This window comes from Pandoraea bronchicola, from assembly GCF_902459805.1.
Taxonomy (GTDB): Bacteria; Pseudomonadota; Gammaproteobacteria; order Burkholderiales; family Burkholderiaceae; genus Pandoraea; species Pandoraea bronchicola.
Window position 1 is genome coordinate 21980 of the sequence record NZ_CABPST010000014.1, and the last position, 24507, is coordinate 46486.

General features: G+C 64.0%; 21 protein-coding genes and 1 tRNA gene. 11 read left to right on the top strand and 11 right to left on the bottom strand.

Going from position 1 to position 24507, the window contains the following annotated elements; all coding sequences use genetic code 11:
* Positions 1-7: 7 nt before the first annotated feature.
* The 5 genes from PBR20603_RS20695 to PBR20603_RS20715 form a co-directional block, all read right to left on the bottom strand.
* Positions 8-1003 (bottom strand): amidohydrolase family protein, encoded by a 996-nt coding sequence (locus PBR20603_RS20695; protein ID WP_150561340.1) that lies wholly within the window; start codon positions 1001-1003, stop codon positions 8-10.
* Positions 1004-1041: 38 nt separating this feature from the next.
* Positions 1042-1596, bottom strand: a complete 555-nt coding sequence (locus tag PBR20603_RS20700) for a 3-hydroxyanthranilate 3,4-dioxygenase (RefSeq protein WP_150561341.1) — start codon at positions 1594-1596, stop codon at positions 1042-1044.
* Between the two features lie 43 nt (positions 1597-1639).
* The gene (locus tag PBR20603_RS20705; protein WP_039368109.1) at positions 1640-2074 is read right to left on the bottom strand and encodes a RidA family protein; all 435 of its coding nucleotides are present in this window, start codon (positions 2072-2074) and stop codon (positions 1640-1642) included.
* Between the two features lie 85 nt (positions 2075-2159).
* Positions 2160-3632: a 2-hydroxymuconic semialdehyde dehydrogenase gene (locus PBR20603_RS20710; protein WP_150561342.1), complete on the bottom strand. Its 1473-nt coding sequence runs from the start codon at positions 3630-3632 to the stop codon at positions 2160-2162.
* Positions 3633-3786: 154 nt separating this feature from the next.
* Positions 3787-4353, bottom strand: coding sequence for an SRPBCC family protein (locus PBR20603_RS20715; protein WP_150561343.1), 567 nt, complete (start codon positions 4351-4353; stop codon positions 3787-3789).
* Between the two features lie 289 nt (positions 4354-4642).
* Between PBR20603_RS20715 and PBR20603_RS20720 the strand changes: the two genes are divergently transcribed.
* The 6 genes from PBR20603_RS20720 (at position 4643) to PBR20603_RS20745 (ending at position 10490) form a co-directional block, all read left to right on the top strand.
* A complete protein-coding gene (locus PBR20603_RS20720; RefSeq protein ID WP_150561344.1) occupies positions 4643-5704 on the top strand; it encodes a LacI family DNA-binding transcriptional regulator in 1062 nt (353 codons plus the stop codon).
* A gap of 173 nt (positions 5705-5877) precedes the next feature.
* A complete protein-coding gene (locus PBR20603_RS20725; protein WP_150561345.1) occupies positions 5878-6891 on the top strand; it encodes an extracellular solute-binding protein in 1014 nt (337 codons plus the stop codon).
* A gap of 40 nt (positions 6892-6931) precedes the next feature.
* Complete coding sequence (locus tag PBR20603_RS20730; RefSeq protein WP_150561346.1) at positions 6932-7756, top strand: ABC transporter permease; 825 nt, start codon at positions 6932-6934, stop codon at positions 7754-7756.
* 5 nt (positions 7757-7761) lie between these two features.
* Positions 7762-8565 carry an ABC transporter permease gene (locus PBR20603_RS20735; RefSeq protein ID WP_150561347.1) on the top strand — a complete coding sequence of 268 codons (804 nt, stop codon included), beginning with the start codon at positions 7762-7764 and terminating at the stop codon, positions 8563-8565.
* Between the two features lie 46 nt (positions 8566-8611).
* The gene (locus PBR20603_RS20740) at positions 8612-9655 is read left to right on the top strand and encodes an ABC transporter ATP-binding protein (RefSeq protein ID WP_150561348.1); all 1044 of its coding nucleotides are present in this window, start codon (positions 8612-8614) and stop codon (positions 9653-9655) included.
* A gap of 7 nt (positions 9656-9662) precedes the next feature.
* Positions 9663-10490, top strand: a complete 828-nt coding sequence (locus PBR20603_RS20745; protein WP_150561349.1) for a phosphodiesterase — start codon at positions 9663-9665, stop codon at positions 10488-10490.
* A gap of 98 nt (positions 10491-10588) precedes the next feature.
* Here the strand turns inward: PBR20603_RS20745 and PBR20603_RS20750 are convergent, their stop codons facing one another.
* The 3 genes from PBR20603_RS20750 to PBR20603_RS20760 all read right to left on the bottom strand — a co-directional run bounded on the left by PBR20603_RS20750 (position 10589) and on the right by PBR20603_RS20760 (position 15107).
* Entirely contained in the window at positions 10589-11791 is a 1203-nt protein-coding gene (locus tag PBR20603_RS20750; protein ID WP_150561350.1) for a globin domain-containing protein, read from the bottom strand.
* 200 nt (positions 11792-11991) lie between these two features.
* Positions 11992-13758: an ankyrin repeat domain-containing protein gene (locus PBR20603_RS20755; protein ID WP_150561351.1), complete on the bottom strand. Its 1767-nt coding sequence runs from the start codon at positions 13756-13758 to the stop codon at positions 11992-11994.
* A 143-nt stretch (positions 13759-13901) separates the two neighbouring features.
* On the bottom strand, positions 13902-15107 hold the full coding sequence (locus PBR20603_RS20760) for an ankyrin repeat domain-containing protein (protein ID WP_150561352.1): 1206 nt from the start codon (positions 15105-15107) through the stop codon (positions 13902-13904).
* Positions 15108-15300: 193 nt separating this feature from the next.
* Between PBR20603_RS20760 and PBR20603_RS20765 the strand changes: the two genes are divergently transcribed.
* Positions 15301-15948 carry a DUF1415 domain-containing protein gene (locus tag PBR20603_RS20765; RefSeq protein WP_425495836.1) on the top strand — a complete coding sequence of 216 codons (648 nt, stop codon included), beginning with the start codon at positions 15301-15303 and terminating at the stop codon, positions 15946-15948.
* Between the two features lie 226 nt (positions 15949-16174).
* Here PBR20603_RS20765 and PBR20603_RS20770 read toward each other — a convergent pair.
* From PBR20603_RS20770 to PBR20603_RS20780, 3 genes are all read right to left on the bottom strand, one after another.
* Positions 16175-16250, bottom strand: a tRNA-Thr gene (locus tag PBR20603_RS20770).
* Positions 16251-16415: 165 nt separating this feature from the next.
* A complete protein-coding gene (locus tag PBR20603_RS20775; protein WP_150561354.1) occupies positions 16416-17429 on the bottom strand; it encodes a class 1 fructose-bisphosphatase in 1014 nt (337 codons plus the stop codon).
* Between the two features lie 152 nt (positions 17430-17581).
* Entirely contained in the window at positions 17582-18865 is a 1284-nt protein-coding gene (locus tag PBR20603_RS20780; RefSeq protein WP_150561355.1) for an aspartate carbamoyltransferase, read from the bottom strand.
* A 135-nt stretch (positions 18866-19000) separates the two neighbouring features.
* On the opposite strand from PBR20603_RS20780, the gene PBR20603_RS20785 reads away from it, so the two are divergent.
* The 4 genes from PBR20603_RS20785 to PBR20603_RS20800 all read left to right on the top strand — a co-directional run bounded on the left by PBR20603_RS20785 (position 19001) and on the right by PBR20603_RS20800 (position 24479).
* Entirely contained in the window at positions 19001-19921 is a 921-nt protein-coding gene (locus PBR20603_RS20785) for a LysR substrate-binding domain-containing protein (RefSeq protein ID WP_150561356.1), read from the top strand.
* Between the two features lie 148 nt (positions 19922-20069).
* Positions 20070-22052 (top strand): aconitase family protein, encoded by a 1983-nt coding sequence (locus tag PBR20603_RS20790; protein WP_150561357.1) that lies wholly within the window; start codon positions 20070-20072, stop codon positions 22050-22052.
* Positions 22053-22411: 359 nt separating this feature from the next.
* Positions 22412-23830, top strand: a complete 1419-nt coding sequence (locus PBR20603_RS20795; protein ID WP_246174894.1) for an MFS transporter — start codon at positions 22412-22414, stop codon at positions 23828-23830.
* Between the two features lie 55 nt (positions 23831-23885).
* Positions 23886-24479 carry a class I SAM-dependent methyltransferase gene (locus PBR20603_RS20800; protein ID WP_150561359.1) on the top strand — a complete coding sequence of 198 codons (594 nt, stop codon included), beginning with the start codon at positions 23886-23888 and terminating at the stop codon, positions 24477-24479.
* Positions 24480-24507: the final 28 nt, after the last annotated feature.

Sequence of the window (24507 nt, forward strand, 5' to 3'; positions counted from 1 at the left end):
GCACCAGTTACAGGCCGAAGAACTCGAGGGCGTTCGCGGCCAGAATGCGGTGCCGGGCGGTGGCGTCCAGACCCGGCTGTTCGGCTACCAGACGGCCGATGTCCTGTTCGCCGAGCGGGAACGGGTGGTCCGAGCCGAGCATGATGCGCTCCACGCCCATGGTGTCGATCAGCAGGCGCAAGGCCCGCGGGTCGAACACGGCGCTGTCTACGTAAAAGCGGTCCAGATAATGGGACGGCGGGTGCGGGCTGTCGGCGCGCACGATGTCGCGGCAATGCCATGCGTTTTCGGCGCGGCCCAGCAGATAGGGGAAGGCGCCGCCGCCGTGGGCGAAGCACAGCTTGAGCGAGCGGGGCAGGCGCTCGAACGCCCCCGAGAGAATCAGCGAGAGGATCGAGAGCTGCGTCTCGGCGGGCATGGCCACGAGCCACGGCATCATCCACTTCTTCATGCGGCCGTCGGTCATCATGTCCCACGGATGGACGAGCACGGGGATGTGTTCGTTGCCGCAGTGCCGCAAAAATGCCACGAGCTGTTCGTCGTCCAGATCTTTGTTGCCAAGATGGTTGCCGATCTGCACGCCGATATGGCCACAGGCCTTGGCGCGCGACGCCTCCGCGCATGCCAGATCGAGATCCTGCAGCGGCACCTGCGCCATCGGCTTGAGCCGCGTCGGGGCATAAGCGCAATGTTCCACCGCCAGATCGTTCATGCGGCGGACCCAGTCCATGACGGCGTGCCCGTCGTAGCGGTAGCCGAACATGATCGGCGTGGCGCAGACCACTTGCAGGTCGATGCCATGACGGTCGAGTTCTTCGACGCGCAGCGCGGGGTCCCACAATGCGCGGTAGACGGGACGGAAGGCGCGGTCGTCGAGCATGATGTTGCCGGTCTCGCCGCCTTCGTCGATGCGCAGCCACGGCGCGGTGGCAGGGTCGAGACGGGCCGCTTCCTCCTGCGTGATGCGCGGGAAGAAGTGGGCGTGCATGTCGATTTTCTTCATGACGTGACGTGTGATGTTCTGTGAGCGGGTGTTGCGGGTCAGGCGGACGCCGGCGCGGTGGTCTTGGGTTGCGCGGCGCGGCCCGGGTGGATCTCGCCGCAGCTCGGGCATCGGCGCAGCGACTCGGAGCCGTAGAACGCTTCGAACAGCGGCGGCAGGTCCGTCACGATGCTCTTGAGTTGCACTTCCACGCGATGCACCTGCGTGCCGCATTTGAGGCAGTACCACTCGAAGCCGTCGAGCAGGCCGGGCGGGCGCTGGCGTTCGATGACAAGGCACAGGCTGCCGGCTTCGGGCCGCTGCGGCGAATGACGCACGTGCGGCGGCAGCAGGAAGATGTCGCCTTCCTTGAGATCGATGCGCTCGGCGCGGCCGTCGATCCACAGATTGACCCACGCGTTGCCCTTGAACTGATAGAAAAATTCCTCGAGCGGATCGTCGTGATAGTCGGTGCGATGGTTCGGTCCGCCCACGACCGTCACGATGAAATCGCTGTCCTGCCAGACCTGCTGGTTGCCGACGGGCGGCTTGAGCAGATGCGCGTGCTCGTCGATCCAGCGCTGGAAATTGAAAGGCTTGCCATACGTCAACATGCTGTCTCCCGGGTCATGCCGCGTCAGGTGGGGTATCGGCGCTTCAGCGCGAACGCGGTGCGTAGGCCACGCACTTGATTTCGATAAGCAGCAACGGATGCGGCAACTGATGCACGGCCACCGTGGTGCGTGTCGGACCGTTCTCGTCGAAGTACTCGCCGTACACCTCGTTGTAGCCGCCGAAGTCGTTCATGTTGACCAGGAACGAGCCGACTTCGACCACGTCGGCCAGCGTGGCGCCTTCGCTCGCGAGAATATCGCGAATGTTCTCAATGACGGCGCGCGTCTGTTCGCGAATGTCGAGTTGCGTCACGCCCAGCGCATCGACCTGCGCGCCGGCGTAAGTGTTGTCCGGACGGCGCGAACTGGTGCCCGAGACGAACAGGAAGTCGCCTGCGCGTTTGATGTGCGGGAACTTGCCGCGCGGTTTGGCCTTGCCGGCCACGACGCGGGCCTGCGTGTCTTGCGATGCGCTCATGTGTCGTCAGTCTCCGTTGTGCTTTTGGTGGATGGCGCACGGGTGCGGCAGCCTCGACCCCCATCGATGCCGCCGCACCGTCGCCTCACAGTTTGATGCAGATGTTGGTGATTTCGGAATAGAAGTCGAGCGAGTGGCGTCCGCCTTCGCGGCCTAGTCCGGAGAGCTTTACCCCGCCGAACGGTGTGCGCAGGTCGCGCAGGAACCAGGTGTTCACCCACACGAGCCCGGTCTGGAACTGACGCGCCACGCGATGCGCGCGCGACAGGTTCGTCGTCCAGACACAGCCGGCGAGGCCATAGTCGCTGTCGTTCACCCGGCGGATCACTTCGTCTTCGCTGTCGAACGGCGCAACGTGGCACACGGGGCCAAAGATTTCTTCGCGCACACAGCGTGCCGTGTCGGGCAGGCCGGTCCAGACCGTCGGTTGGACGAAGGCGCCGTCGTCGCGCGCGTCACCGAAGGCCGGTATGCCCCCGCCGGTGACGACCGTTGCGCCTTCTTCAACCGCCAGCCGGTAGTAAGAGAGCACCTTCTCGCGATGCTTGCGGGACACGAGCGGGCCCATCTGCACGCCGGGCGCGTCGGGGGCGTCGATGCGCAGCGCGGCGGCGCGTTCGGCCAGTGCGGCGACGAAACGCTCGAAGATCGGCCGCTCGACGTAGACTCGCTCCGAGCACAGGCAGACCTGACCGGCGTTGGTAAACGACGAGCGGACCACGCCGTCGACTGCCTTGTCGAAATCGGCATCGGCGAACACCACGGCGGCGTTCTTGCCGCCGAGTTCGAACGAGATTTCCTTCACGCCGTCGGCCACGGCCTTCATGATGGCGCTGCCGGTGCGCGACTCGCCCGTGAAGGTGATGGCCGCGACATCCGGATGCTTTGTCAGGAATTCTCCCGCCGAGTCCGGGCCGAAGCCGTGCACAAGGTTGAAGACGCCTGGCGGCACGCCGGCCGCGTCCATTACCTCGGCGAGCAGCGTGGCGGAGGAGGGCGTTTCTTCCGACGGCTTGGCGACCACGCAGTTGCCCATGGCGAGCGCGGGCGCCACCTTCCATGTGAACAGCAGCAGCGGCAGGTTCCACGGCGAGATGATGCCGATCACCCCCAACGGCTTGCGCGTGACGTAGTTCATCACGTCGCCGCCATCGGCTGCGCGCATTTCGTACACTTCGCTGCCGGCCGTCTTGATGAGGTCGGCGAACATGCGGAAGTTGGCGATCCCGCGTGCGATGTCGAGCGTGCGGGCCTGTTCGGTGGGACGGCCGGTGTCGGCCACTTCGGCTGCGACGAACTCGTCGAAGCGCGCCTGAATGCCGTCGGCGATACGGTGCAGCACAGCGGCGCGCTCGGCGGGCGTGGTCTTGCCCCACGGACCCTCGTGCAGAGCGCGGCGGGCGGCGCTCACGGCGCGATCGACCGTTGCGGCGTCGGCTTCGCAGACCTTCGCGACAAGCCGTCCGTCGACGGGGCTGACGTTATCGAACTGGCGATCGGTGCTCACGAACGCACCGTCCACGTAGTGCCGCAGCAGCGGCGGAGTCGCAAGGCTCACGAGGTCTCCTGGAGCAGAAGGTTTTGCGGGGTGGCGGCCCTCATCGGAGCGCCATAGGTCCACCGCCGGATGCCCTCGAGTCTAAGCATCCGGATCTATAAAAAATAATGAAATCTATCGGATCGTCTATTCCTGAATGGAATAGTTGAGGCGGTCAGTGGTGGGCGTCCTGGCTTATCCGTGCGCGGGCCTCGCGCAGGTCGCGCGGGTTGCGCTCCTCGCCGATGGCGGCGGGTGGCAGGTCGGTATCGAGGCACTCGACCAGATGGGCGTTGAGTACCGCCGCGAGGCCTTCGCCACCACGTCGCATGACGTAGTTGTGGTTCCAGCGGAAGAGCGGCTGGGCGATGGGCGAGAGCTTGTTCATCCAGGCGCGCTTCATGTGGACATCCCACGCGTAGCGCACCACGGTGATCGAGCCTTCCGTGTCGAAGCGCCAGACGCCAGTGCCTTCTGCCTCGCCGGTCGCCACACCGCGCACTTCGCGCATCGGCTCGATATGGGTGATGCGCGTCTCGAACGTGAGCGAGTAAGGCAGTGCGCCATGCCAGGTCAGTTCCCGTACGGCGCCTACGCCGTCGGCGTTGCCGGGTTCCAAGGTGCGCACATTGCGCACACACGGCCACCATCGGGCCCAATGGTCGACGTCGCGAATGGTGTCCCAGACTTCGTCCAGCGGTGCAGTCAGCCGCCACAAGGTGAGGAAGTGATATTCGTTCATGGCCGATCCCGGTCTTGAAAAGGGTGCCGTCATGCCCCGGCGCGTGGGGGGAATTTCAGTATAGGCGGCCTATGGGGCTTCGGCGCCTCGCATGCTCCCCAGGTCACACCGAGGACTTTCGCTAACGATTCCGATGCATCGGGCGGCGAATTGCCGGACTTTCTTCGCTGTCATGAATTCATCACAATGCCTCCATAGAATCCCGGAGTGAAAACGTTTTCGTAAACGTTTACATTTGCGTAAAATCCGTCAACTTCAAGTTTCGACGGTACGAGAAAAGGAGAGGGGTGTGGCAGATATACGGGACGTAGCACAGCGTGCGGGGTGTTCGATTGCGACGGTGTCGCGCGCACTCAATTCGCCGCAACTGGTACGTCCCGAGACGCTCGCCCGCGTGCAGGCGGCCGCTGCCGAACTCAAATTCCGTCCCAATGCGCTGGGCCGTCAGTTGCGCGGCGAGCGCACGGGGCTGATCGGCGTCATGCTGCCGACGCTGGGCAATCCGGTCTTTGCCGATTGCCTGGAAGGGATCGAAGCCGCCATCGACGGCACGGGGCGCCGTCTGCTGCTCGTCACCACGCAGTACGACCCGGAGCGTGAGCGCAACGCCATCGAGACCTTGCTGCAACAGCGCGTGGACGGTCTGCTGCTGACGCTGGCCGACGCCGAGCACAGTGCGCTCATTGACGATCTCGCGGCCGAGGGCGTGGCGTGTCAGCTTGTCTATAACGATGCCCCGCAGCGTCCGTGCGTGTCTGTGGACAACCGGGCCGCCGCCGCACAGGGCGTGACCATGCTGATCGAGGCGGGGCATCGCGACATCGTCATGGTGACGGGAGCGCTGCATGCGTCCGACCGCGCCAAGCGACGTTATCTCGGCTATGGCGACGCCATGCAGGCCGCCGGCCTGACGCCGCTGCCGGCCTTCGAAATCGACTTCAACAGCGGGGCACGTGGCGAGCGGGTGCGCGAATGGCTGGCGCAGCGCGAGCGCGACGGTGCGCGCCCCACGGCCCTGTTCTGCTCCAACGATCTACTGGCGCTTGGCGTGATGCGTGCATTGCGCGAAGCCGGCCTGCGCGTGCCCGACGACATGTCGGTGCTTGGCTTCGACGGATTGGCCGTAGGCGAGCTGCTCTCGCCGACGCTGGCTACCGTCGTGCAGCCCAGTGTGGAAATCGGGCGTCATGCGGCGCAACGGCTGCTCGCGCAGATCGACGGACGCGATGGACGAACAGGCGCGGCGAATGCGACGGCATCGCCCGACGCATCGCTGGGTCACGCCTTGATCCTGCCACACGAGATTCGCCGTGGCGGCACGGTGGCGCCGCCGCCGCGCAAGCGGGGCTGACGCGGCATCGCGGAGGAATTGAAGGAAAGGCAGTAGCAAGGAAAGTGGCTGACGACTGGCTCCGAAAGAGAGCGCAGCGCCGGCCGAGGCAATCAGGCATCCGGCCGCGAGGCCCGTACTTATCCGGCAGCACGTAGTGCCGCCAACGCTCAGACATTCAGGAGCCCACAGAAATGAAGCTTTGGATTTCCCGCGCCGCTCGCACGCTGGCGCTCTTCACCTTGCTCGGCGCTGGCGCCGCGCATGCCCAACAGACGGCCATCTGTTACAACTGCCCGCCGGAATGGGCGGACTGGGCCGGTCAGGTCAAGGCCATTGCGCAAGACACCGGCATTCGTGTGCCACTCGATAACAAGAACTCCGGCCAGGCTGTCGCGCAGTTGATTGCCGAGCAGAAGGCGCCGGTCGCCGATATCGTGTACCTCGGCATCACCTCGGCCATCGAAGCCTCGAAGAAGGGCCTGCTCGCTCCGTACAAGCCGGCTAACTGGGATCAGGTGCCGGCCAGTCTGAAGGATCCGAACGGCATGTGGACCACGATCCACTCGGGCACGGTCGGCTTCTTCGTGAACCGCGACGCGCTCGAAGGCAAGCCGGTGCCGCGCTCGTGGGCCGACCTGCTCAAGCCGGAATATCGCGGCATGGTGGGCTATCTGGACCCGAGCAGCGCCTTCGCCGGCTATGCCGCCGCGATTGCCGCCAACCAGGCGCTCGGCGGTTCGATGGACAACTTCGGCCCGGCCATCAGCTTCTTCCAGAAGCTCAAGGCCAACGCGCCGATCGTGCCGAAGCAAACGGCGTATGCCCGCGTGCTCTCGGGTGAGATCCCCATCCTGATCGACTTCGACTTCAACGCCTATCGCGCCATCTACAAGGACCGCGCCAACGTGCAGTTCGTGATTCCGATGGAAGGCTCTGTGTCGCTGCCGTACGTGATCGCGCTCGTGAAGAACGCGCCGCATGCCGACAACGGCAAGAAGGTGATCGACTACACGTTGTCCGACAAGGGCCAGGCCCACTGGGCGCAGGCGTTCCTGCGTCCGGTGCGTGCGAGCACGATGCCCGCAGATGTGGCTGCCAAGTTCCTGCCGGCATCCGACTATGCCCGTGTGAAGCCGGTCGATCTGCAAAAGCTCGCCGCGCAGCAGGACGCGTTTGGTCAGCAATATCTGAAGAACGTGCGCTAAGCACGGACATGTCCAACGAGGAAGAGGAGCAAAGCAAGCGATGCGTGACCTGACCCTGCCGCGCGGCTGGCGCGTGGCACTGCTGCTACCGGCGCTGGCGGTTTTTCTGGCGTTCTGGCTATTGCCGATGGCCGCTCTTGTGCAGGTGAGCGGCGACGGTCACGCGTTCGAGACCTATCGCGCCATTCTCACCAATGCGCGATATCTCGATAGCCTGTGGCAGACCGTCGTGCTTTCGGCGCTGGTCACACTTGCCACACTGGCGTTGTCGCTTGTGGCGGGCCTCTTCCTCACCCGTCATGACTTTCCGGGCAAGTCGATTCTCGTGTCGATGCTTACCCTGCCGCTGGCGTTCCCTGGCGTGGTGGTCGGTTTCATGGTCATCATGCTCGCGGGCCGCCAGGGCCTCATCGGCGATCTGACGACCAAGCTCGTGGGACACAAGCTTGTGTTCGCGTATTCGCTCGCGGGCCTGTTTCTCGGCTATCTGTATTTCTCGATTCCGCGCGTGATCCTTGCTGTGATGGCGGCCGCGGAGTCGCTCGATCATTCGCTCACGGAAGCGGCAGCGTCGCTCGGCGCGGGGCCGTTCGCGATTGCCCGTGACGTCACGTTGCCTGCGCTGGCCCCCGCGCTGATCGCTTCGGGCGCAATGTGTTTCGCGACCTCGGTTGGCGCGTTCGGCACGGCCTTTACGCTGGCCACCGATATCGACGTGTTGCCGATGACCATCTACACCGAGTTCACGCTCAACGCCAATGTGGCGACGGCGGCGGCGCTCTCGGTGATTCTCGGCATCGTGACGTGGGCGGTGCTCATGCTCGCCCGCAATTTCACGGGGCAGGCTGTCGCCGCCGGAGGTTGATCCGCATGCTCAAGAAAACCCTTTTCACGCTGCAACTGCTGCTCACGCTGCTGATGTGTGCGTTCCTGCTGATCCCTGTCGGAATGTCGATTCTCGCCGGGGTGTCGGTGAACTATTTCCGTGGTCCGTCGGCCGGCCTCACGTTCAAGTGGGTGATTCAGGTCTGGCAGGACTATCACGACGCCATTCTGAATTCGCTTTACGTGGGCGGCGCCACGCTGGTGCTGGTCACGCTGCTCGGTGTGCCTGCCGGTTACGTGCTCGCGCGCTGGCAGAGCCGCATGGCGCGCTGGATCGAAGAACTGCTGACGTTGCCCATTGCGCTGCCGGGGCTGGCAAGTGCGCTCGCGCTGATCAGCGTGTACGGCGGCATGCGCGGCTTTCGCGAGAGTCTGGCGTTCATCGTGGTCGGACACGTGATCTTCACGCTGCCGTTCATGGTGCGTGCCGTTGCGGCAGCGTGCGCCGACTCGCGCATCAAGCTCATGGAAGAGGGGGCGGCGAGCCTCGGGGCGAGTTTCCTGCGACGCTTCACGACCGTGGTGCTACCCAACATCCGCAGCGAGATCGTGGCGGCTGCGCTCATCGTGGTGACGCTCTCGCTGGGCGAATTCAACCTGACGTGGATGCTGCACACGCCCGATACCAAGACGCTGCCCGTGGGGCTGGCAGACGCCTACGCGTCGCTGCGTCTGGAGATCGGCAGCGCGTACACGGCGGTGTTTTTCGTGTTGATCGTGCCGCTGCTCATCGTCATGCAGATGACGGCGCAGCGGGCGAAGGTGCGCAATGCCCGCGGCCGAACCTGATCCAGACGGCTGCACTGCACGCCTACCGAATGCCAAGGATATGACGATGAAACTGACTTCCATCCCGATTCATCTCGAACGCTGTGCCAAGACGTTTAATGGCAACACCGTGTTGCAGCCGCTCGATCTGACGATCGGGGCGGGCGAGACGCTGGTGCTGCTCGGCCCGTCGGGGTGCGGCAAGACCACGACCCTGCGCATGATTGCAGGACTCGAGCGACCTGACGCGGGCGGCCGCGTGCGTTTCGGCGACGAAGACGTGACGCGCCTGCCCATCGAGAAGCGTCGCGTGGGCATGGTGTTCCAGAACTACGCCCTCTTCCCGAACTTCACCGTGCGAGGCAACGTCGCGTATGGCCTGAAGCTGCGTGGACTGCCGTCGGCCCAGATCGACAAGCGCGTGAACGAACTGCTCGATCTCGTGCAACTCACGCCTTTCGCCGATCGTGCCATTGCACAACTCTCGGGCGGTCAGAAGCAGCGCGTGGCGTTGGCGCGTGCGCTCGCGCCGGAGCCGCGTGTGCTGTTGCTCGACGAGCCGCTCACCGCGCTGGACGCCAAGCTGCGTGAGACCGTGCGTGCGGACATGGACCGTCTGCTGCGCGGGCTGGGTGTGACGACGGTGTACGTCACCCACGATCAGGACGAGGCGATGGCGCTGGGCGACCGCATCGTGGTGATGAGCGCGGGCCGCATCGAGCAGATCGGCGCGCCGCGCGATATTTACTACCAACCCGCCTCGCGCCATGTGGCGAATTTTGTTGGCACGCTCAACCGTCTGGCGGGGGTATGGCGCGACGGTCATTTCCATCTGGAAGGCGGTCGCATTGCCTGCCCGGACGTGCGGGCCGACGTCGAAGCGCTGTACTTCCGCCCGGAAGACGCCATCGTGGTGCCTGCGGGTGACGCGCCGCTCGTCGGCCGGATCGATGAAGTGCAGTTTCTCGGCGATCGCACGCGCCTGACGCTCAGCGGCGTGTCCGTCGCGGGTCCTGTGCTGATCGAAGTCTCCAGCCGTCGCGAGTGCCGCGTCGGCGATCAGGTGGGCCTGTCGCTGCCCGCCGCCCATGTCTTTTCGCTTCACGGATAATCCGCTCATGCTGTTCGCGCAAATCAGCGACCTTCACATCAAACGGCCCGGCAAGCTGGCCTATCGGCGCGTGGATACCGCCGCCTATCTCGAGCGCTGCGTGGCGCGTCTGAACACGCTGGTGCCGCGTCCCGACTTTGTCGTGCTGACGGGCGATCTCGTCGACTTCGGCGCACGCGAGGAATACGAGCACCTGCGCCGTTTGCTCGCGCCGCTGCAAATGCCGTACTACCTCGTCATCGGCAATCACGACGGGCGCGACGCGCTGCGAGAGGTGTTTCCGGAGCACACGTATCTCGGCAAACCGGGCGCGTTCGTGCAATACACGGCAATGTTCGGGGCGCTGCGACTCGTGGCGCTCGATACGCAAGACCCGCCCAATGGCGGCGGCAAGCTGTGCGACGAACGCCTGGAATGGCTGGAGGCAACGCTCGCAAGCGATACCGCCACGCCGACCGTGATCGCCATGCACCACCCGCCGTTTGCTTGCGGTATCGAGCACATGGACATTCAGGCGCTCGATGCCAACGACGCCGCGAAGCTCGCTGCCGTCGTGCGCCGTTTCGACAACGTCGAGCGTGTGATTTGCGGGCACGTGCATCGGCCGATTCACACGCGCTTTGCGGGCACTGTCGCGAGCGTATGTCCGTCACCGGCGCATCAGGTGGCGCTCGATCTGCGTGAGGGGGGACCGTCGGCATGGGTGCTCGATCCGCCGTCGTTCCAATTGCACCGGTTCACGCCCCTGACCGGCCTTGTCTCGCATCTCGCTTTCGTCGACGATGCGGGCGGTTCGCACCCGTTCTACGACCCCTCAGGCGCCTTGATCGACTGAGGCGTTCAGGCGGCAGCACCGGTACCGCATCGAGATGCAACGAGGCCCCCGATCGGGGGCCTCGTGTCGTTTACCGCGTCTGCCGTTCAGGCTGCGGATCAAAGCAAATGGTCGAGGGCATCCGGGCCGAAGACTTCACGATGCAGACGTTGCGCGGGCACACCGGCGTCGCGCAGGGCACGCCATTGGGTCTGCATGAATGGCGCGGGGCCGCACAGCAGATAATCGGCGTCGGCCGGCAGTGCCAGGCGCGAAATGTCCATCCGGCCGGCGAACGTGTCACCGGTGCCCGCGTGTGCGGTGCTTTGCGGGGTCTCGAGGAATGTTGCGACACGCAGATTCGGCAACTGCGTGGCGGCATGTGCCAGATGGCGACGCAGCGCGACATGCGAGACGTCTCGGGCGGCATGGGCAAACAGGACCTCACGGCGCGACCCTTTGGCGGCAAGCGCGGCGACCATCGACATCATCGGGGTGATGCCGACGCCCGCACTGAGCAGCACAAGCGGGCGCGCCGCGTCGAGCGAGGTCGTGAATTCACCGTAGGGCGGGCTCACGAGAATGCGATCGCCGGCCCTCAGGTTGGCATGCAGCCAGTTCGAAACCTGACCGGCGGGCTTCGCATGGGCAGCGTCTTCACGCTTGACGGTAATGCGCCAGTGCGGCGCATCGGGGGCATCGGACAAGCTGTATTGACGGCGCTGTTGCAGACCGTCGGGCAGCGTGACGGAGACGCTCACGTATTGTCCTGGCGCGAATTCACCCGGCGAACCGCCTTCGGGCGTGCGCAGGTAATACGAGACGATGTGCTCCGTTTCCCGGTCGATATCGGCTACGACCAGCTCCCGCAGTGCACCCAGGGGGGCCCGCGTGCGCTCCGACAGACGCGCTTCGGCGGCGATCAGCTCGCCTGCGAGCAGCCAGTAGGCTTCGTCCCACGCGGCGATCAGCTCGGGGGTGGCAGCGTCGCCCAGCACGTCTTTGATGGCGCGCAGCAGATGATGGCCGACGATGGGGTAGTGCGAAGGCGTGATGCCGACCGAGACGTGCTTGTGGACGATACGCTCGAGCACCGGCCCGAGCGCCGCAGCGTTGTCGATGTTCGCCGCATAGGCGAACACGGCCGAGGCGAGCGACTGTTGCTGCGCACCGCTGGCCTGATTTCCCATATTGAAGAGATTGCGCAACTCAGGATGTGCTTCGAACATGCTCGCGTAGAAGTGACGCGTGATCGCAAGACCGTGTTCGCGCAGAACAGGAACGCTCGCGTCGATGTAGGGGCGGGAAGCGGCGGAAAGCATGGCAAGACTCCTGAGTTTATAAGATGCAATTAAAATGCATCTTTTTGAGCGCACTTATGCGTGTTTCACAGGCACCGCGCGATCCCGATGTTCGGGGCGTCGCGGTGCAGCATTCGGTTGCCGGTGCCCCAAGGGCTCACAACACGACGACAACATTCGGGGACCGGCGAAGCGATTATAAGATGCAAATGAAATGCATATTATTGGGATGCGGCGGTATGTCGCATGTGTTCGTCTGCAGGCTGAACGATGGGCTGACGGCGACGGATGACCGTTTGGTATGCGCTTTTGCGGGTGGCGGTGACAAAGGCGAAGCTCGCGCGCGCAAATCGGTTTTGATCGGTAGACAGGAACGACAGTGCTGTCATCCCCGATTGATTGGGCAGGGTGGGGTCGCCGCCGTAGCGCAACGCCGTAATGAGCATGTAGTCGGCGAGCGTGGCGCTGTCGCGGGCGTGGCTTGCGGCGGCAAGTGCGTGCATCAGCGTGTGGCCCTCACGCCCGGCGACGTTGGCATTCGGACAAAGCGCCAGCAAGACTTCCGCCGCGCCGCAATAACCACGTTGGGCCAGCCACAGCACCGGGGGCGTGCCGTCTTGATGCCGTTGTCCGAGATCCGCGCCGCTACGCTGGAGCGACATCCCCAATTGAAACAGGGACTCATGCGGAAGCAGCGGGTCGTGGCCTCGCGCGCAGAGCCGATGGGCTTCGGCGGCGAGGGTCGCGAGGAAGGGAGGCATATGGTCGTTGGCGTTGCGCGCATGGGAATGCGATGTGGTGAGGAGGCAGCGGCTCGCCCGTTCGCGTGTCGACGCGATCATCGTTTGGCTGATCTGCAGATATCGCGCGAGGCTTGGCCGGATCAACGAGCGTGCCGTTGCGCCATCGGCGTTTGGCGCGTCGAGATCGCCGCCATGACGCAGTGCCAGTGTTAGCAGGAAGAAGGCTGAGAAGGAGTGCGCCCCGAGATGCGTTGCTGCCGCGAGGGAATGCATAAGGGTGTTGCCATTGACGCTGCCTGCCGAGGCATTACAGTCGGCACCGGCCGAAAGCAGCGCTTCCGCCGCCGCGCAGTAGCCATTGAGCGCGAGCAACATGACGGGCGGCGATCCTGTCCGGGACTGCTGCGAGAGGCGAGCGCCGTGCGAGCGCAGCATTGCGCCGAGCTGGTACAGAGATACGTGCGGGGTCAGCAGATCATGGCCGGTCAGACGCAACCGTTCGGCCTGCGCCGCCATTGCGGTTGCCACAAGCGGAACACCGTTCGCGGTGAGCTGATTGGGGTCGGCGCCGAACTCCAGTACTGAGGCCAGCCAGTCCGGGGCGACCTGACTGCACAGGTGGGAGAGCGGAAGGTGAAAGCTCCCCGGGACTTCCGAGGCAGCGACATCGTTGGTCTTGTCGCGGCCGCTGATGACCAGCACCTTGAGGGCGGAAGCGAGCGGCACCGCCGGTTCGGCGCAAGACGTCTCGTTCAGAATCGAGTCGACAAAGACGCTGGGATACGCCGATGGCGATGCCGCAAAGCGAAGCCAAAGCTGCAGTCCTTGGTCGCTCATGAGGAAGTCGGCGTCTGCAGGGCGCAAATGTGCCCGTCGTGTCTGGTCGATGAAGATCCCTGCCTCGTCCAGTCTGGCGAGGGTTCTCTCTTGCGCGGGTGAGCAGAACAGGGTGGCCATGGCAAACGCCAAGGCTTCGTGATGGGTTTCGGCCGCGACCTGGCAACTGTCGAATAGCTCGCGGCCTGCTGTCGTGTTCACATTGATCAGCGTTTCCCAGACGTCTTTGGACGAACATTGCGCGTCTCGTTTTGCGCGGAGCAGGTGATCGAGCGTCATGCCGGAAAGGGGCGGCAGGTCGGCGGGGGACGCGCGGCGAGGGGGCTGCGGCGCCGAAGCGGGTGCCGATTGGACGGCAGAGGAGGCGCTTGAGAGCGAGGGCTGCGCCGTGACAGGGGATTGAGGCATGGGGAAGTGGGGAAGGGAGCGTCAAGTATGCGCAGCGCGTGAGATAGCGTGGGCATGCGGGATGGTCGCCGTCAGCAACGTCGAGTGACAGCAAGCGGTATCGTTTTCGCCGGCTGGCGGCTCACGCCATGCAAACATGCCGGTTACACGAGGGATCGGATGCGCCGAAGCGCCGCTTTGCGGACCGTGTCGAGGAATGTCTGGTCGATCTGCGGGGCCAAGGTGAACGGCTCAGGTAGCCACGAGCGAGGGGATAGCCCTGCATGGTTGGCCCGGTTGATATCGCCGCCATAGCGTGAAGCGATGATGAGGACGTAATGGGCGAGGTGGGCGCAGTCTGATTTTGCCGGGTCGTCGCGCAAGCGAACGACGTAGGCAAGATGGTGCATGAGTGTGTTGCCGCCCTGATCGAGGGTATTCGGATCGGCGCCTGACGCCAGCAGGGCTTCGGCCGCGCCGCAAAGACCGTGGAGCGTGAGCAATGTGACGGACGGCATTCCGGCAAGATCCGGTTGCATCAGGTCCGCGCCTTGCCGCTTGAGCAGTCGAGCGAGATGACGCAGCGAGTCATGTGGATCCAGAGGGTCGTGACTGGCCATATGCAGGCGAAGCGCCTGCGCTCTCATGGCGACGGCCGTCAGCGGCATGCCGCGACTGTTGGTCTGCTCGGGTCTGGCGCCGAGTTCTAGCAGCCGGCGCAACCATTGCGGGGCGATCTGACAGCACAAATGAGACAGTGGATTGCGGGGTGCCGTGCCGGTCGGGTTCAAGGGCGAGTCGTCGGTTCGGTCGCGGCCACATGCCACCAGCACTCGGAGAATCTTGTCGATGCGTGCGCGATCTTCGGCGATGGTTTCACCGAAGGTATCGGACCCGTCGAACACGGTCTGAAAACTGTCCGATGTGGCTGCGTATTTCAACCAGAGCTTCAGCCCCTCATCGCTTCGCAATAGCGCGGCGTCATCAGCGCGCACTTGATTGGCGCGCGCGGGTACCAGGAAGACGCCTGCGTCGGCCAATCGATCCAGAGAGCGATCCTCTTCCTTTGTCGTGAGCAGCGTTACCATTTCGCCGAACAGCGGGCCGTTGGGCGAGGCGCTTTCGCAAATCGCTCGCAACTCACGGCTCGCGAAGGTCTGCGCGTTGACCAGCGCATACCAGATGTCCTGGGGGCGATACTTGAGCGACTTCTGTGCGGCGAGCAGTTGGGGCAGTGACATGGCCGCCAACGGCGCGGTATGGGTGCTGTAGACACGGTGATCCAGATCGATGCCTGTGAGGGCCGAGCAGGGGGAAAGACGTTCGGCGGTGCTGGCGGCAGGAGAGGGGAGGAGGGGCGAACCGGGCATAGGCGTTGGACGTGTCGGGCGCGTAGCGCTAGGGAAGGCGCATGGTTACGCAAATACGTCGAGCCGGTTTTGGCATTCGCACCTTGAGGTTATCGATGCCGCGCATGCCGGCGCGAGCCGATGGGGAATTACAATGCGGTATTCATGATTCGTCGCCACGTTTTGTATGCCGGAGAAAACCTTGCCTGTGCCAGTGCCTGATGCCACGCCGCCATCGTCAGAGAGACAGGACCATGAGGCTGTGATTGCAGCGACGCGTCACTGGCTGACACGCGCAGTGATCGGGCTGAATCTCTGTCCGTTCGCGAAGGCGGTACACGTCAAGGACCAGATTCGCTATGTCGTGAGCGCGGCTCGCGACAGGGAAGGCGCGTTGCTTGATCTGGAGCGCGAGCTGCAATGGCTGGCTGAGGCCGATCCGCAGACCATCGACACGACGCTGCTGATCTTGCCGCATGCGCTGCTCGATTTTCACGAGTACAACGACACCCTGTTTTTTGCGGAGCGCATGCTCAGACAACTGCATCTCGAGGGCGAGTTGCAGATTGCGAGCTTTCACCCGGACTATCAATTCGAAGGCACAGACCCGGACGACGCAGAGAATTACACGAACCGCTCGCCGTATCCGATTCTGCATTTGCTACGGGAGTCGAGCATCGATCGTGCCGTGGAGGCGTTTCCGGAAGCCGAGACGATCTTTGCGCGTAACGAGGCGCTGATGCGCAAGATGGGCGCGGCGGGTTATCACGCCTGGATGGCGCAGCCGGCGGAAGATGAAGACGGTGCGAACGACAACGCGATGGATGACACTGGCGAGCCGAAAGGCGACGCGCAAGCGTAACGCGTCTCGGCAGATGTCGCCGCGTGGGAAGGGGGCATCAACGTGAGGCAATGCCAATATGCCCCCGGAAATGCCCCCGGACGTCATTCGCTTTATCGCCCCTTGGCAGACCCAAGCGTTGTTCGAACGACGAAAACAAAAAAGCCGCACGACATATTCGGGCGGCTTTCTTGTTGACTACTAAGGACTACGTCTTGCTTGCATAACCAGGGACTTAAGAAGTCGCTGGTGCCGGAGAGAGGAATCGAACCCCCGACCTTCTCATTACGAATGAGCTGCTCTACCGACTGAGCTACTCCGGCGCTGCGAAGAAGTGAGATAATAGCAGACTTTACGCGTTTGTCACGACTTTTTTCAAAGATTTTTTGCTGCTGCTGCGTGAGTTGCGCGTAAATCCTTGAAATTGCAGAAATCCTGCGCTTTCGACGCCGCGAAGTATTTGCCCTCGCGACGTCGTTCTCGAGTGCTCACTTCGCGCTGTCTTCGCGGTGATAACCGGTCACGCGCTCGACCTCGTTCTTCGAGCCGAGGAACACCGCCACGCGCTCATGCAGCTTCTGCGGCTGAACGTCCAGAATGCGCTGCATGCCGTTCGTTGCCGCACCGCCCGCCTGTTCCACCAGGAAGCTCATCGGGTTGGCTTCATACATGATGCGCAACTTGCCCGGCTTGTCCGGATCGCGCTTGTCGGCCGGATACATGAACACGCCACCGCGCGTCAGGATGCGATGCACGTCTGCCACCATCGAGGCGATCCAGCGCATGTTGAAGTCTTTGCCGCGCACGCCTTCCTTGCCTTGCAGCAGCTCGCTGACGTAACGCTGCACCGGCGGATACCAATGACGCTCGTTCGACATGTTGATCGCGAATTCCTTCGTGTCTTCCGGAATGCGCATGCCTTCCTGCGTGAGCACCCACGAACCCATCTCTCGATCGAGCGTGAAGCAGTTCACGCCATGCCCCGTCGTCAGCACCAGCACCGTTTGCGGGCCATACACCGCATAACCGGCCGCGACCTGCTGCGTGCCCGGTTGCAGGAAGTCCTTTTCCGTGGGGTCCGTCACGCCGTCCGGGCAACGCAGCACCGAGAAGATCGTGCCGATCGACACGTTCACGTCGATGTTCGACGAGCCGTCGAGCGGATCGAACATCAACAGATACTCGCCCTGCGGATAGCGGTTCGGAATGTGGAAGACGTCTTCCATCTCTTCAGACGCCATGGCCGCCAGATGGCCGCCCCACTCGTTCGCTTCGAGCATGATCTCGTTGGAAATCACGTCGAGCTTCTTCTGGACTTCGCCTTGCACGTTCTCGCTGCCCGCACTGCCCAGCACGCCGCCCAGGGCACCCTTGGACACGGCATGACTGATCGATTTGCACGCGCGCGCAACAACTTCGATCAGCAGTCGCAGCTCGGCAGGAATGTTGTTGAACTCCCGCTGCTGTTCGATGAGATATTGGGTAAGGGTCTTGCGCCGCATGTGGGCCTCCGGAAAAGCAAAAAAAGCGTACCTATTTGATTTGGTCGCAATTTTACTCGTAAAGGCACGCTGCCCCCGCGAAAAATCCTTGGGGGCAGCGCAATTTCGGGTGTGGCTGAGGCAGGGCTCGGTGTTTTCCGAGCCGCGGCAGATCAGTCGAGGCCGTCGAACAGCGCGTCGTCCGGACCGATGTGCGACGGTGCGCGCCAGGTGGCATCGCGCATGCTGTGTTGGACCTGCTTGTCCACGCCCAGCAAAATCGCGAAGATCGCCATGCGCACCGGAATGCCGTTGTCCGTCTGACGGAAGATCGCCAGTCGCGGATCGTGATTCAGATCCGTCGACAGATCGTTCGCGCCCGGCCGGCTGTCGCGCGGCAGCGGATGCATGATGATCGTGCGAGCGTCGCAGTACTGGTTGATGAGCGCTTCGTTGATCTGGAAGTCCGGCGTATAGCCTTCGATCGCCTCGTCGGCGAATCGCTCTTTCTGAATACGCGTGGCGTAGACCACATCTGCGCCGGCCAGATCGGCGAGCGAGTTGCTCTGCACGATCACATGACCGTTCTGCGAGATCTGATCGAGGATGTACGTCGGCATTTCCAGCGACGGCGGCGAGATCAACGTGAACTTCAGGCCGCGATACAGCGCGAGCAGCTTGATGAGCGAATGCACCGTGCGGCCGTAGCGCAGGTCGCCGACCATCGCGACGTGAGCGCCGTCGACCAGCTTGCCCAAGCGCGAGAATTCGCGGCCGATGGTGTACAGATCGAGAATTGCCTGACTCGGGTGCTCGCCCGGGCCGTCGCCGCCATTGATGACGGGAATGTTCGTGGCACGCGCGAATTCGGCGACCGACCCCTTGTCCGGGTGGCGTACGACAAGCGCGTCGACGTAACCGCTCATCACGCGGCTCGTGTCGTAGATCGATTCGCCCTTGGCCATCGACGAGAATGTGAAGCCGGTCGTGTCGCACACCGAGCCGCCAAGGCGGCAGAAGGCGGCCCCGAAGCTCACACGGGTTCGGGTGCTGGCTTCGAAGAATAGGTTGCCGAGCACGGCGCCTTCGAGCACGCGCGAGATCTTCTGGCGGCGCGCAATCGGCTGCATGATATCGGCGATGTGGAACAGTTCTTCGAGCGAATCGCGCGAGAACTGATCGACCGAGATCAGATGCGGCTTGCCGTCGAGGCCCATGCGTTCGCGCAACGGTTTGTGTGCGCTTTGCGTAGATTCCGCGGACGGCGCTTCGCGACCGAGGATTTCGCCGACGAATTTCTCCACGATGCTCGGCATCGTGCGATATTCGCTCGAATCCTCAGGCAGCAGCCAGGTGTCGAGGGCGCGCCGGCGAACGCCGATGCGCTCGGCGAAGCTGTCGCGGGTCATGTTCAGGCGACGCATTGCGTCGCGCAGGAAAGTCTGCTGTGCACTCATGGTCGGGTCGGCAGGGCTGTGTACGCGATGCGTATAATAGGCGTCGATTCGTTGTTTGTCCAGCAAAAGACGTGCCCCGCGCGGGGCCGCGCCAGCCGGGCGTTTCCGGCATTTCCGGTGTATTGCCGTACGGGTATGGAAAACCTTCTCCGCAAGCTAGATCTCACATCTTTGCGCCTTTTCGTGGCTGTCTGCCAGGAGCGGAGCATGGCGCGTGCCGCCGAGCGCGAATTCATCGCGCCCTCCGCGATCAGCCGGCGCATTGCCGACATCGAAGCGATCGTCGGACTCCCCCTCATTCAGCGTCATCAGCGCGGCATTACCGTCACGCCGGTCGGCGAGACGGTGCGTCGCTATGCCGAACGCATTCTCGGCACCATTGAATCGCTCGGCGCAGAGCTGTCGCAGTTTCACGAGGGGGCGCGCGGCAGCGTGCGCATTGCGGCGAACCTGTCGGCCATCGTCCAGTTTCTGCCGGAAGATCTCGCCGCTTTCGGCCGCGTGTTTTCCGCGGTGGACGTCGAACTCGACGAACAGCACAGCAACGAAGTGCTCCAGCGCGTGGGCGAACGGGCCGTGGATGTGGGCATCTGCAACGCCGTCGAGGGTATCGAGGCCTTCACGATGGTGCCGTATCGCCGTGACCGGCTCGCCGTGATTCTGCCCGTCGGCCATCCGCTGGCGGCGCGCACGGGCGAGATTCCGTTCTCGGCGTGTGTGGGCGAGACGCTGGTGGGCCTTCAAGGCAATAGCGCGCTCACGCAGTTGCTGCGTCAGCAGGCGAGCGCGGCGGGAGCGTCGCTGCGGATCAAGATCCGCGTGTCCAGTCTCGACGCCCTGTGCCGTATGGCGCACGCGGGCCTGGGCATTGCCATCGCGCCCGAGCAAGTCGGCCAGTTGTATGTGGGCAAGCTCGATGTGGTCGTGCGCCCGCTCACCGACGAATGGGCCCATCGCCAACTCTGGCTCGTATTCCCGTCGCGTGAGCAGTTGAGCGCCACGGCATCGGCCGTCGTGAATTTCCTCGCGCAAGGGCAGGGTGCGCCGGGCGCGTGAGCCGGTCGTGTCAGGTTCTCAAGGGCTTGGCGCCGGCGCTCTGCGCGGTGCGTTGCGTCACTTCGCAAACTGTCACGCCGGGCTTGCCGAGACGGCACGGCAAGGGGCGAGACGGGCCGCTATGCTGTCTTCCGGAGGTAATTGCCGCATGGAAGACACCATTCGTTTCGACGGCCGCATGCTGTTCCTGTCCGACGACCCGGCCATCGTGCGCCGTCAGTTGGCAGGCGAATCCGTCACCCGCGCCCAAGCCGGCGCATTGCGGGATAACGTCTCGACCGACGAGATCACGCCCGTCACCGTCATGCTCACTTACGACGAGCGGCTCGGGCGCTACCCCTACGTTGGTTTCAAGGCGGGGAACGAAACGCCCATCGGCGAGCACGACGTGCGTCGCGGCGGCTTTCAGATCACGGTCGCGGGCAAGCGTTACGGCAAAGGGTCGTCGCGCGAGTCGAGCCCGCTCGCGGAGTTGTCGGCCGGCATCCGGCTGATCGTTGCCGAGAGCTTCGAGCGCATCTACCAGCAGAACTGCGACAACATCGGCATTCTGACGACCACCGACTTCGGCGTGCTCGAGCGCATTCACGCTGGGGAAGCTATCCCGATCACCGAATTCCTCAAGGGGCGCGACGCCCTCACGCAGCAGATCATCCGCAGCGGCGGGCTGCTCGCGTTCAGCAAGTTCGCCGATTGGCCCGCACCGGTGGCGCATGCCGATATGCCGAACGCCGCCGACATGCCGCCCCGCACGCTCGTCGAGAAGATCATGGCGCGCCGTGTACACCCGGCCACGCCCGGCACCGAGCACGGTGACGGGGTGTTCGTGCGCGTCGACTGGCGCTTCTCGCACGATTACTTTACGGGCATGTGTGCGCATCTGATGCATCGCGCGTTTGGTGAGCCGGCAGCGCTGCATGACCCGGCGCGCATCATTGCGTTTCAGGATCATCTCGTGCTGGCCGCGCAGAGCCACCCGCACGTCACGCAGGGGCTGCTGCCCGGTGTGGCCAATCTGACAAACGGGCATCGCGATTTCGCCGCGCGTTATCCGGTACTCGCCCACGGTGAACTGGCCCCCAACGGCAGCGATGGCACGGACGGCGCGGAGGGTATCTGCCACGCGCTGATGGCTGAACGCTACGCGTTGCCGGGCCAGATCGTGATCGGCACCGACTCGCACACGCCGCACGCAGGCGCGCTCGGCTGCCTGGCGTTCGGCGCGGGTGCGACCGACATCGCGAACAGTTGGGTCACGGGCTACGTTCGCTGCAAGGTGCCGGAGACACTGCGCATCGAGATCGATGGCGAACTGGCGCCCGGGGTGACGGCCAAGGACGTGGTGCTTCATCTGCTTCGGCTCGACGCCATTCGCCGCGGCGACGCTATCGGCCTCGTCTTTGAATACGCGGGCAGCGCGGTGCGAGCGATGTCGGTCGACGAGCGCGCGACGCTCACCAATATGGTCGCCGAGCTGGGGGGCTTCACCGGCATCGTGGCGCCGGATGGGAAAACGGTGGCCTTCCTGAAAACGCGACGCGGTGTCGATTTCACCATCGAGCCGTGGATGGCAAGCGATGCCGGCGCCCGTTATCGCGATGTGATCCGCGTCGATGCCGCGTCGCTCACGCCGATGCTGGCGCGCCCCGGCGATCCGGGCAACGGTGTGGCGCTCGCGGAGCTGACCTCACCCGTCGCCATCGACATGGCGTACGGTGGCTCGTGTACGGCAGGCAAGCGCGACGACTTCGATGCATACCACGAGGTACTCGCCTGGGGCGTTGCGCATGGCCTTCGTGTGACGCAGGGCCGTTCGCTGTTCTTGCAGTTCGGCACGATGGACGTGCGCGCCTATTGTGAAGCGCAGGGCTATCTCGAGACGTTCGAGGCGGCCGGCGTGACGCTCATCATGCCGGGCTGCGGCGCTTGCGCGAATTGCGGGCCGGGACAGTCGACGTCTGCCGCGCAGGTCACGATCAGCGCGATCAACCGCAATTTCCCTGGACGTTCCGGTCCGGGCAGTGTGTGGCTCGCGAGTCCCTACACGGTGGCCGCGAGTGCGCTGGCGGGGCGCATCGTCAGCTTCGATGAATTGAAGGCGTCAGTGTCAGCGACGGCGGCGGCGCGGTAACGCATGCGCTCGCCGCAGGCAGCCGGGTGTTTGGGCGTTTGGGCGGGCGAGGCAGATGCCGCTGTGCGGGAGAGATTCGGCGCGATGTGCTGCGCCGGATGCCTGTCGTCGCGATGCCGTGCTGCCATTGGTAAACATCGCAAATTTTCGTAGTGCGTGGCAAAGGTGACAGGTGCGGTGTCATTCGTGGCACAATTTCGGCCTCGTGCCTGTCGATTCATGGTGTATCCGACGTACCGGCCACCCCTGGCGAATGCAGGCAGGTCGCGTGAGATGCGTCGGCAAATGAGCAGTTCGGCCATGACCGAACGGGCCCGGAGACGATTTCCATGCCATCCCCCGACGTATCAATGCCTTCCATGCCTTCCCCTCACCAGGCCGCTCAAGTCTCTGTTGCGGCCACCCGCCTGAGTGCCGGCGATATTTCCGCTCGTCTTGACCGCTTGCCACCGACTCGCACCGTCTGGAAGCTGGTGGTGCTGCTCAGTCTTGGTTTCTTCTTCGAACTCTACGACCTGCTCTACACGGGCTATATCGCGCCCGGGCTCGTGAAGAGCGGCATTCTGACGCCCACGACGCCGGGTCTGTTCGGCACGACGGGCGTAGCGAGTTTCATCGCCGCACTGTTCTCCGGGCTGTTCATCGGCACGATCGCGTGCGGCTTTCTTGCGGACCGGTTCGGCCGTCGTGCCGTGTTTACCGGCTCGTTGCTCTGGTACACGGTGGCGAACGTCATCATGGCGTTTCAGGAGACGGCCACAGGCGTGAACTTCTGGCGCTTCGTGGTGGGCCTGGGCATCGGTGTGGAACTGGTCACGATCGGCACCTATATCGCCGAACTCGTCCCCAAACAGATTCGTGGCCGGGCGTTCGCGTGCGAACAGGCCGTCGGCTTTACTGCCGTGCCGGTCGTTGCGCTGCTCGCCTACTGGCTTGTGCCGCGCGCGTTCCTCGGACTGGAGGGCTGGCGTTGGGTGGTGTTGATCGGCGCGCACGGCGCGGTGTTCGTCTGGTGGATTCGCCGTGCCCTGCCGGAGAGCCCGCGCTGGCTCGCGCAGAAGGGGCGTCTCGACGAGGCGGATCGCGTGTTGTCCGAACTGGAGGCGAAGGTCGCCCGCGAATACGGCAAACCGCTGCCGCCGCCGGGCGTGCCGGAGCCGGTGGTGCCGAAGGGCGCGTTTCGCGACATGTGGGTGCCGCCGTATCGCAAGCGCGCGATCATGATGATTCTGTTCAACATCTTCCAGACGGTCGGCTTCTACGGCTTCGCCAACTGGGTGCCGACGCTGCTCATCAAACAGGGCGTTACGGTGACGACGAGTCTCGGATATTCCAGCGTGATTGCGCTCGCAGCCCCGGTCGGCCCGCTGATCGGTCTGTGGATGGCCGACAAGGTCGAGCGCAAGCATGCGATCGTGTGGACGGCCGGTATCGGAATCGTGTGCGGCCTGGTGTTCTCGCAGGTCACGTCGTCGTTCCTGCTTGTCGCCATGGGGATCGGCCTCACGCTTGCCAACAACATCATGTCGTACAGCTATCACGCGTATCAGACGGAACTGTTCCCCACGGGCATCCGGGCACGCGCCGTTGGGTTCGTCTATTCTTGGAGCCGTTTCTCGGCGATCTTCACGGCGTTCCTGATCGCCTCCGTGCTGCGCAACTTCGGTGTGACCGGTGTGTTCGTGTTCATCTCGTGCGCCATGCTGGTTGTCATGCTCGCCATCGGCCTGATGGGGCCACGCACGCGTGACATCGCACTGGAGAAGATTTCGCAGTAAGACACATGGCCGCAGCGCGCGGCCATACCCCCGCACTCTCCCGGAGATTCCGATCATGGCGGACTTGCAAACCGAAGCGGCCTACGAGGCCAATGCCGTTCGATACAACGAAGATTGGCTCAACCAGCCGCCGCCTGACGACATGTACGCGCTGCTGGTGCGCCATTTCGTCCCCGGCGGCCGCACGATCGATGTGGGCTGCGGCAACGGACGCGATGCGGCATGGCTCGCGCAGCACGGGTTCGATGTGGTCGGTTATGACAACTCGCCCGCCCTCGTCGCGCTCGCGCGCAAGTCGTTTCCGTGGGTGTCGTTTCACGTCGGCCGGCTACCGCTGCTGGAGGAGGTCACGGCGCAGTTCGACAATGTGGTTTGCGAGACAGTGCTGATGCATCTGCCCGCGAACGAAGTGCCGCAGGCCGCAGACCGGCTCTGGACGCTCGTACGCCCGGGCGGGGTGCTTTATGTGTCGTGGCGTGTGACCGAGGGCGAAGACATTCGCCAGAAGGACGGACGCCTCTACAGCGCTTTCTCCCCCGACGTCGTGCGCGCCGCGCTTCACGACGGCGTTGTCCTTCATGAGGAAGACGTCACGAGCACCAGCTCGGGCAAGCGTGTCTGCCGTCTGATCGTGCGGCGCCCGGCCTGACACGCGGCGCCGTCATCAAACGCGCGGT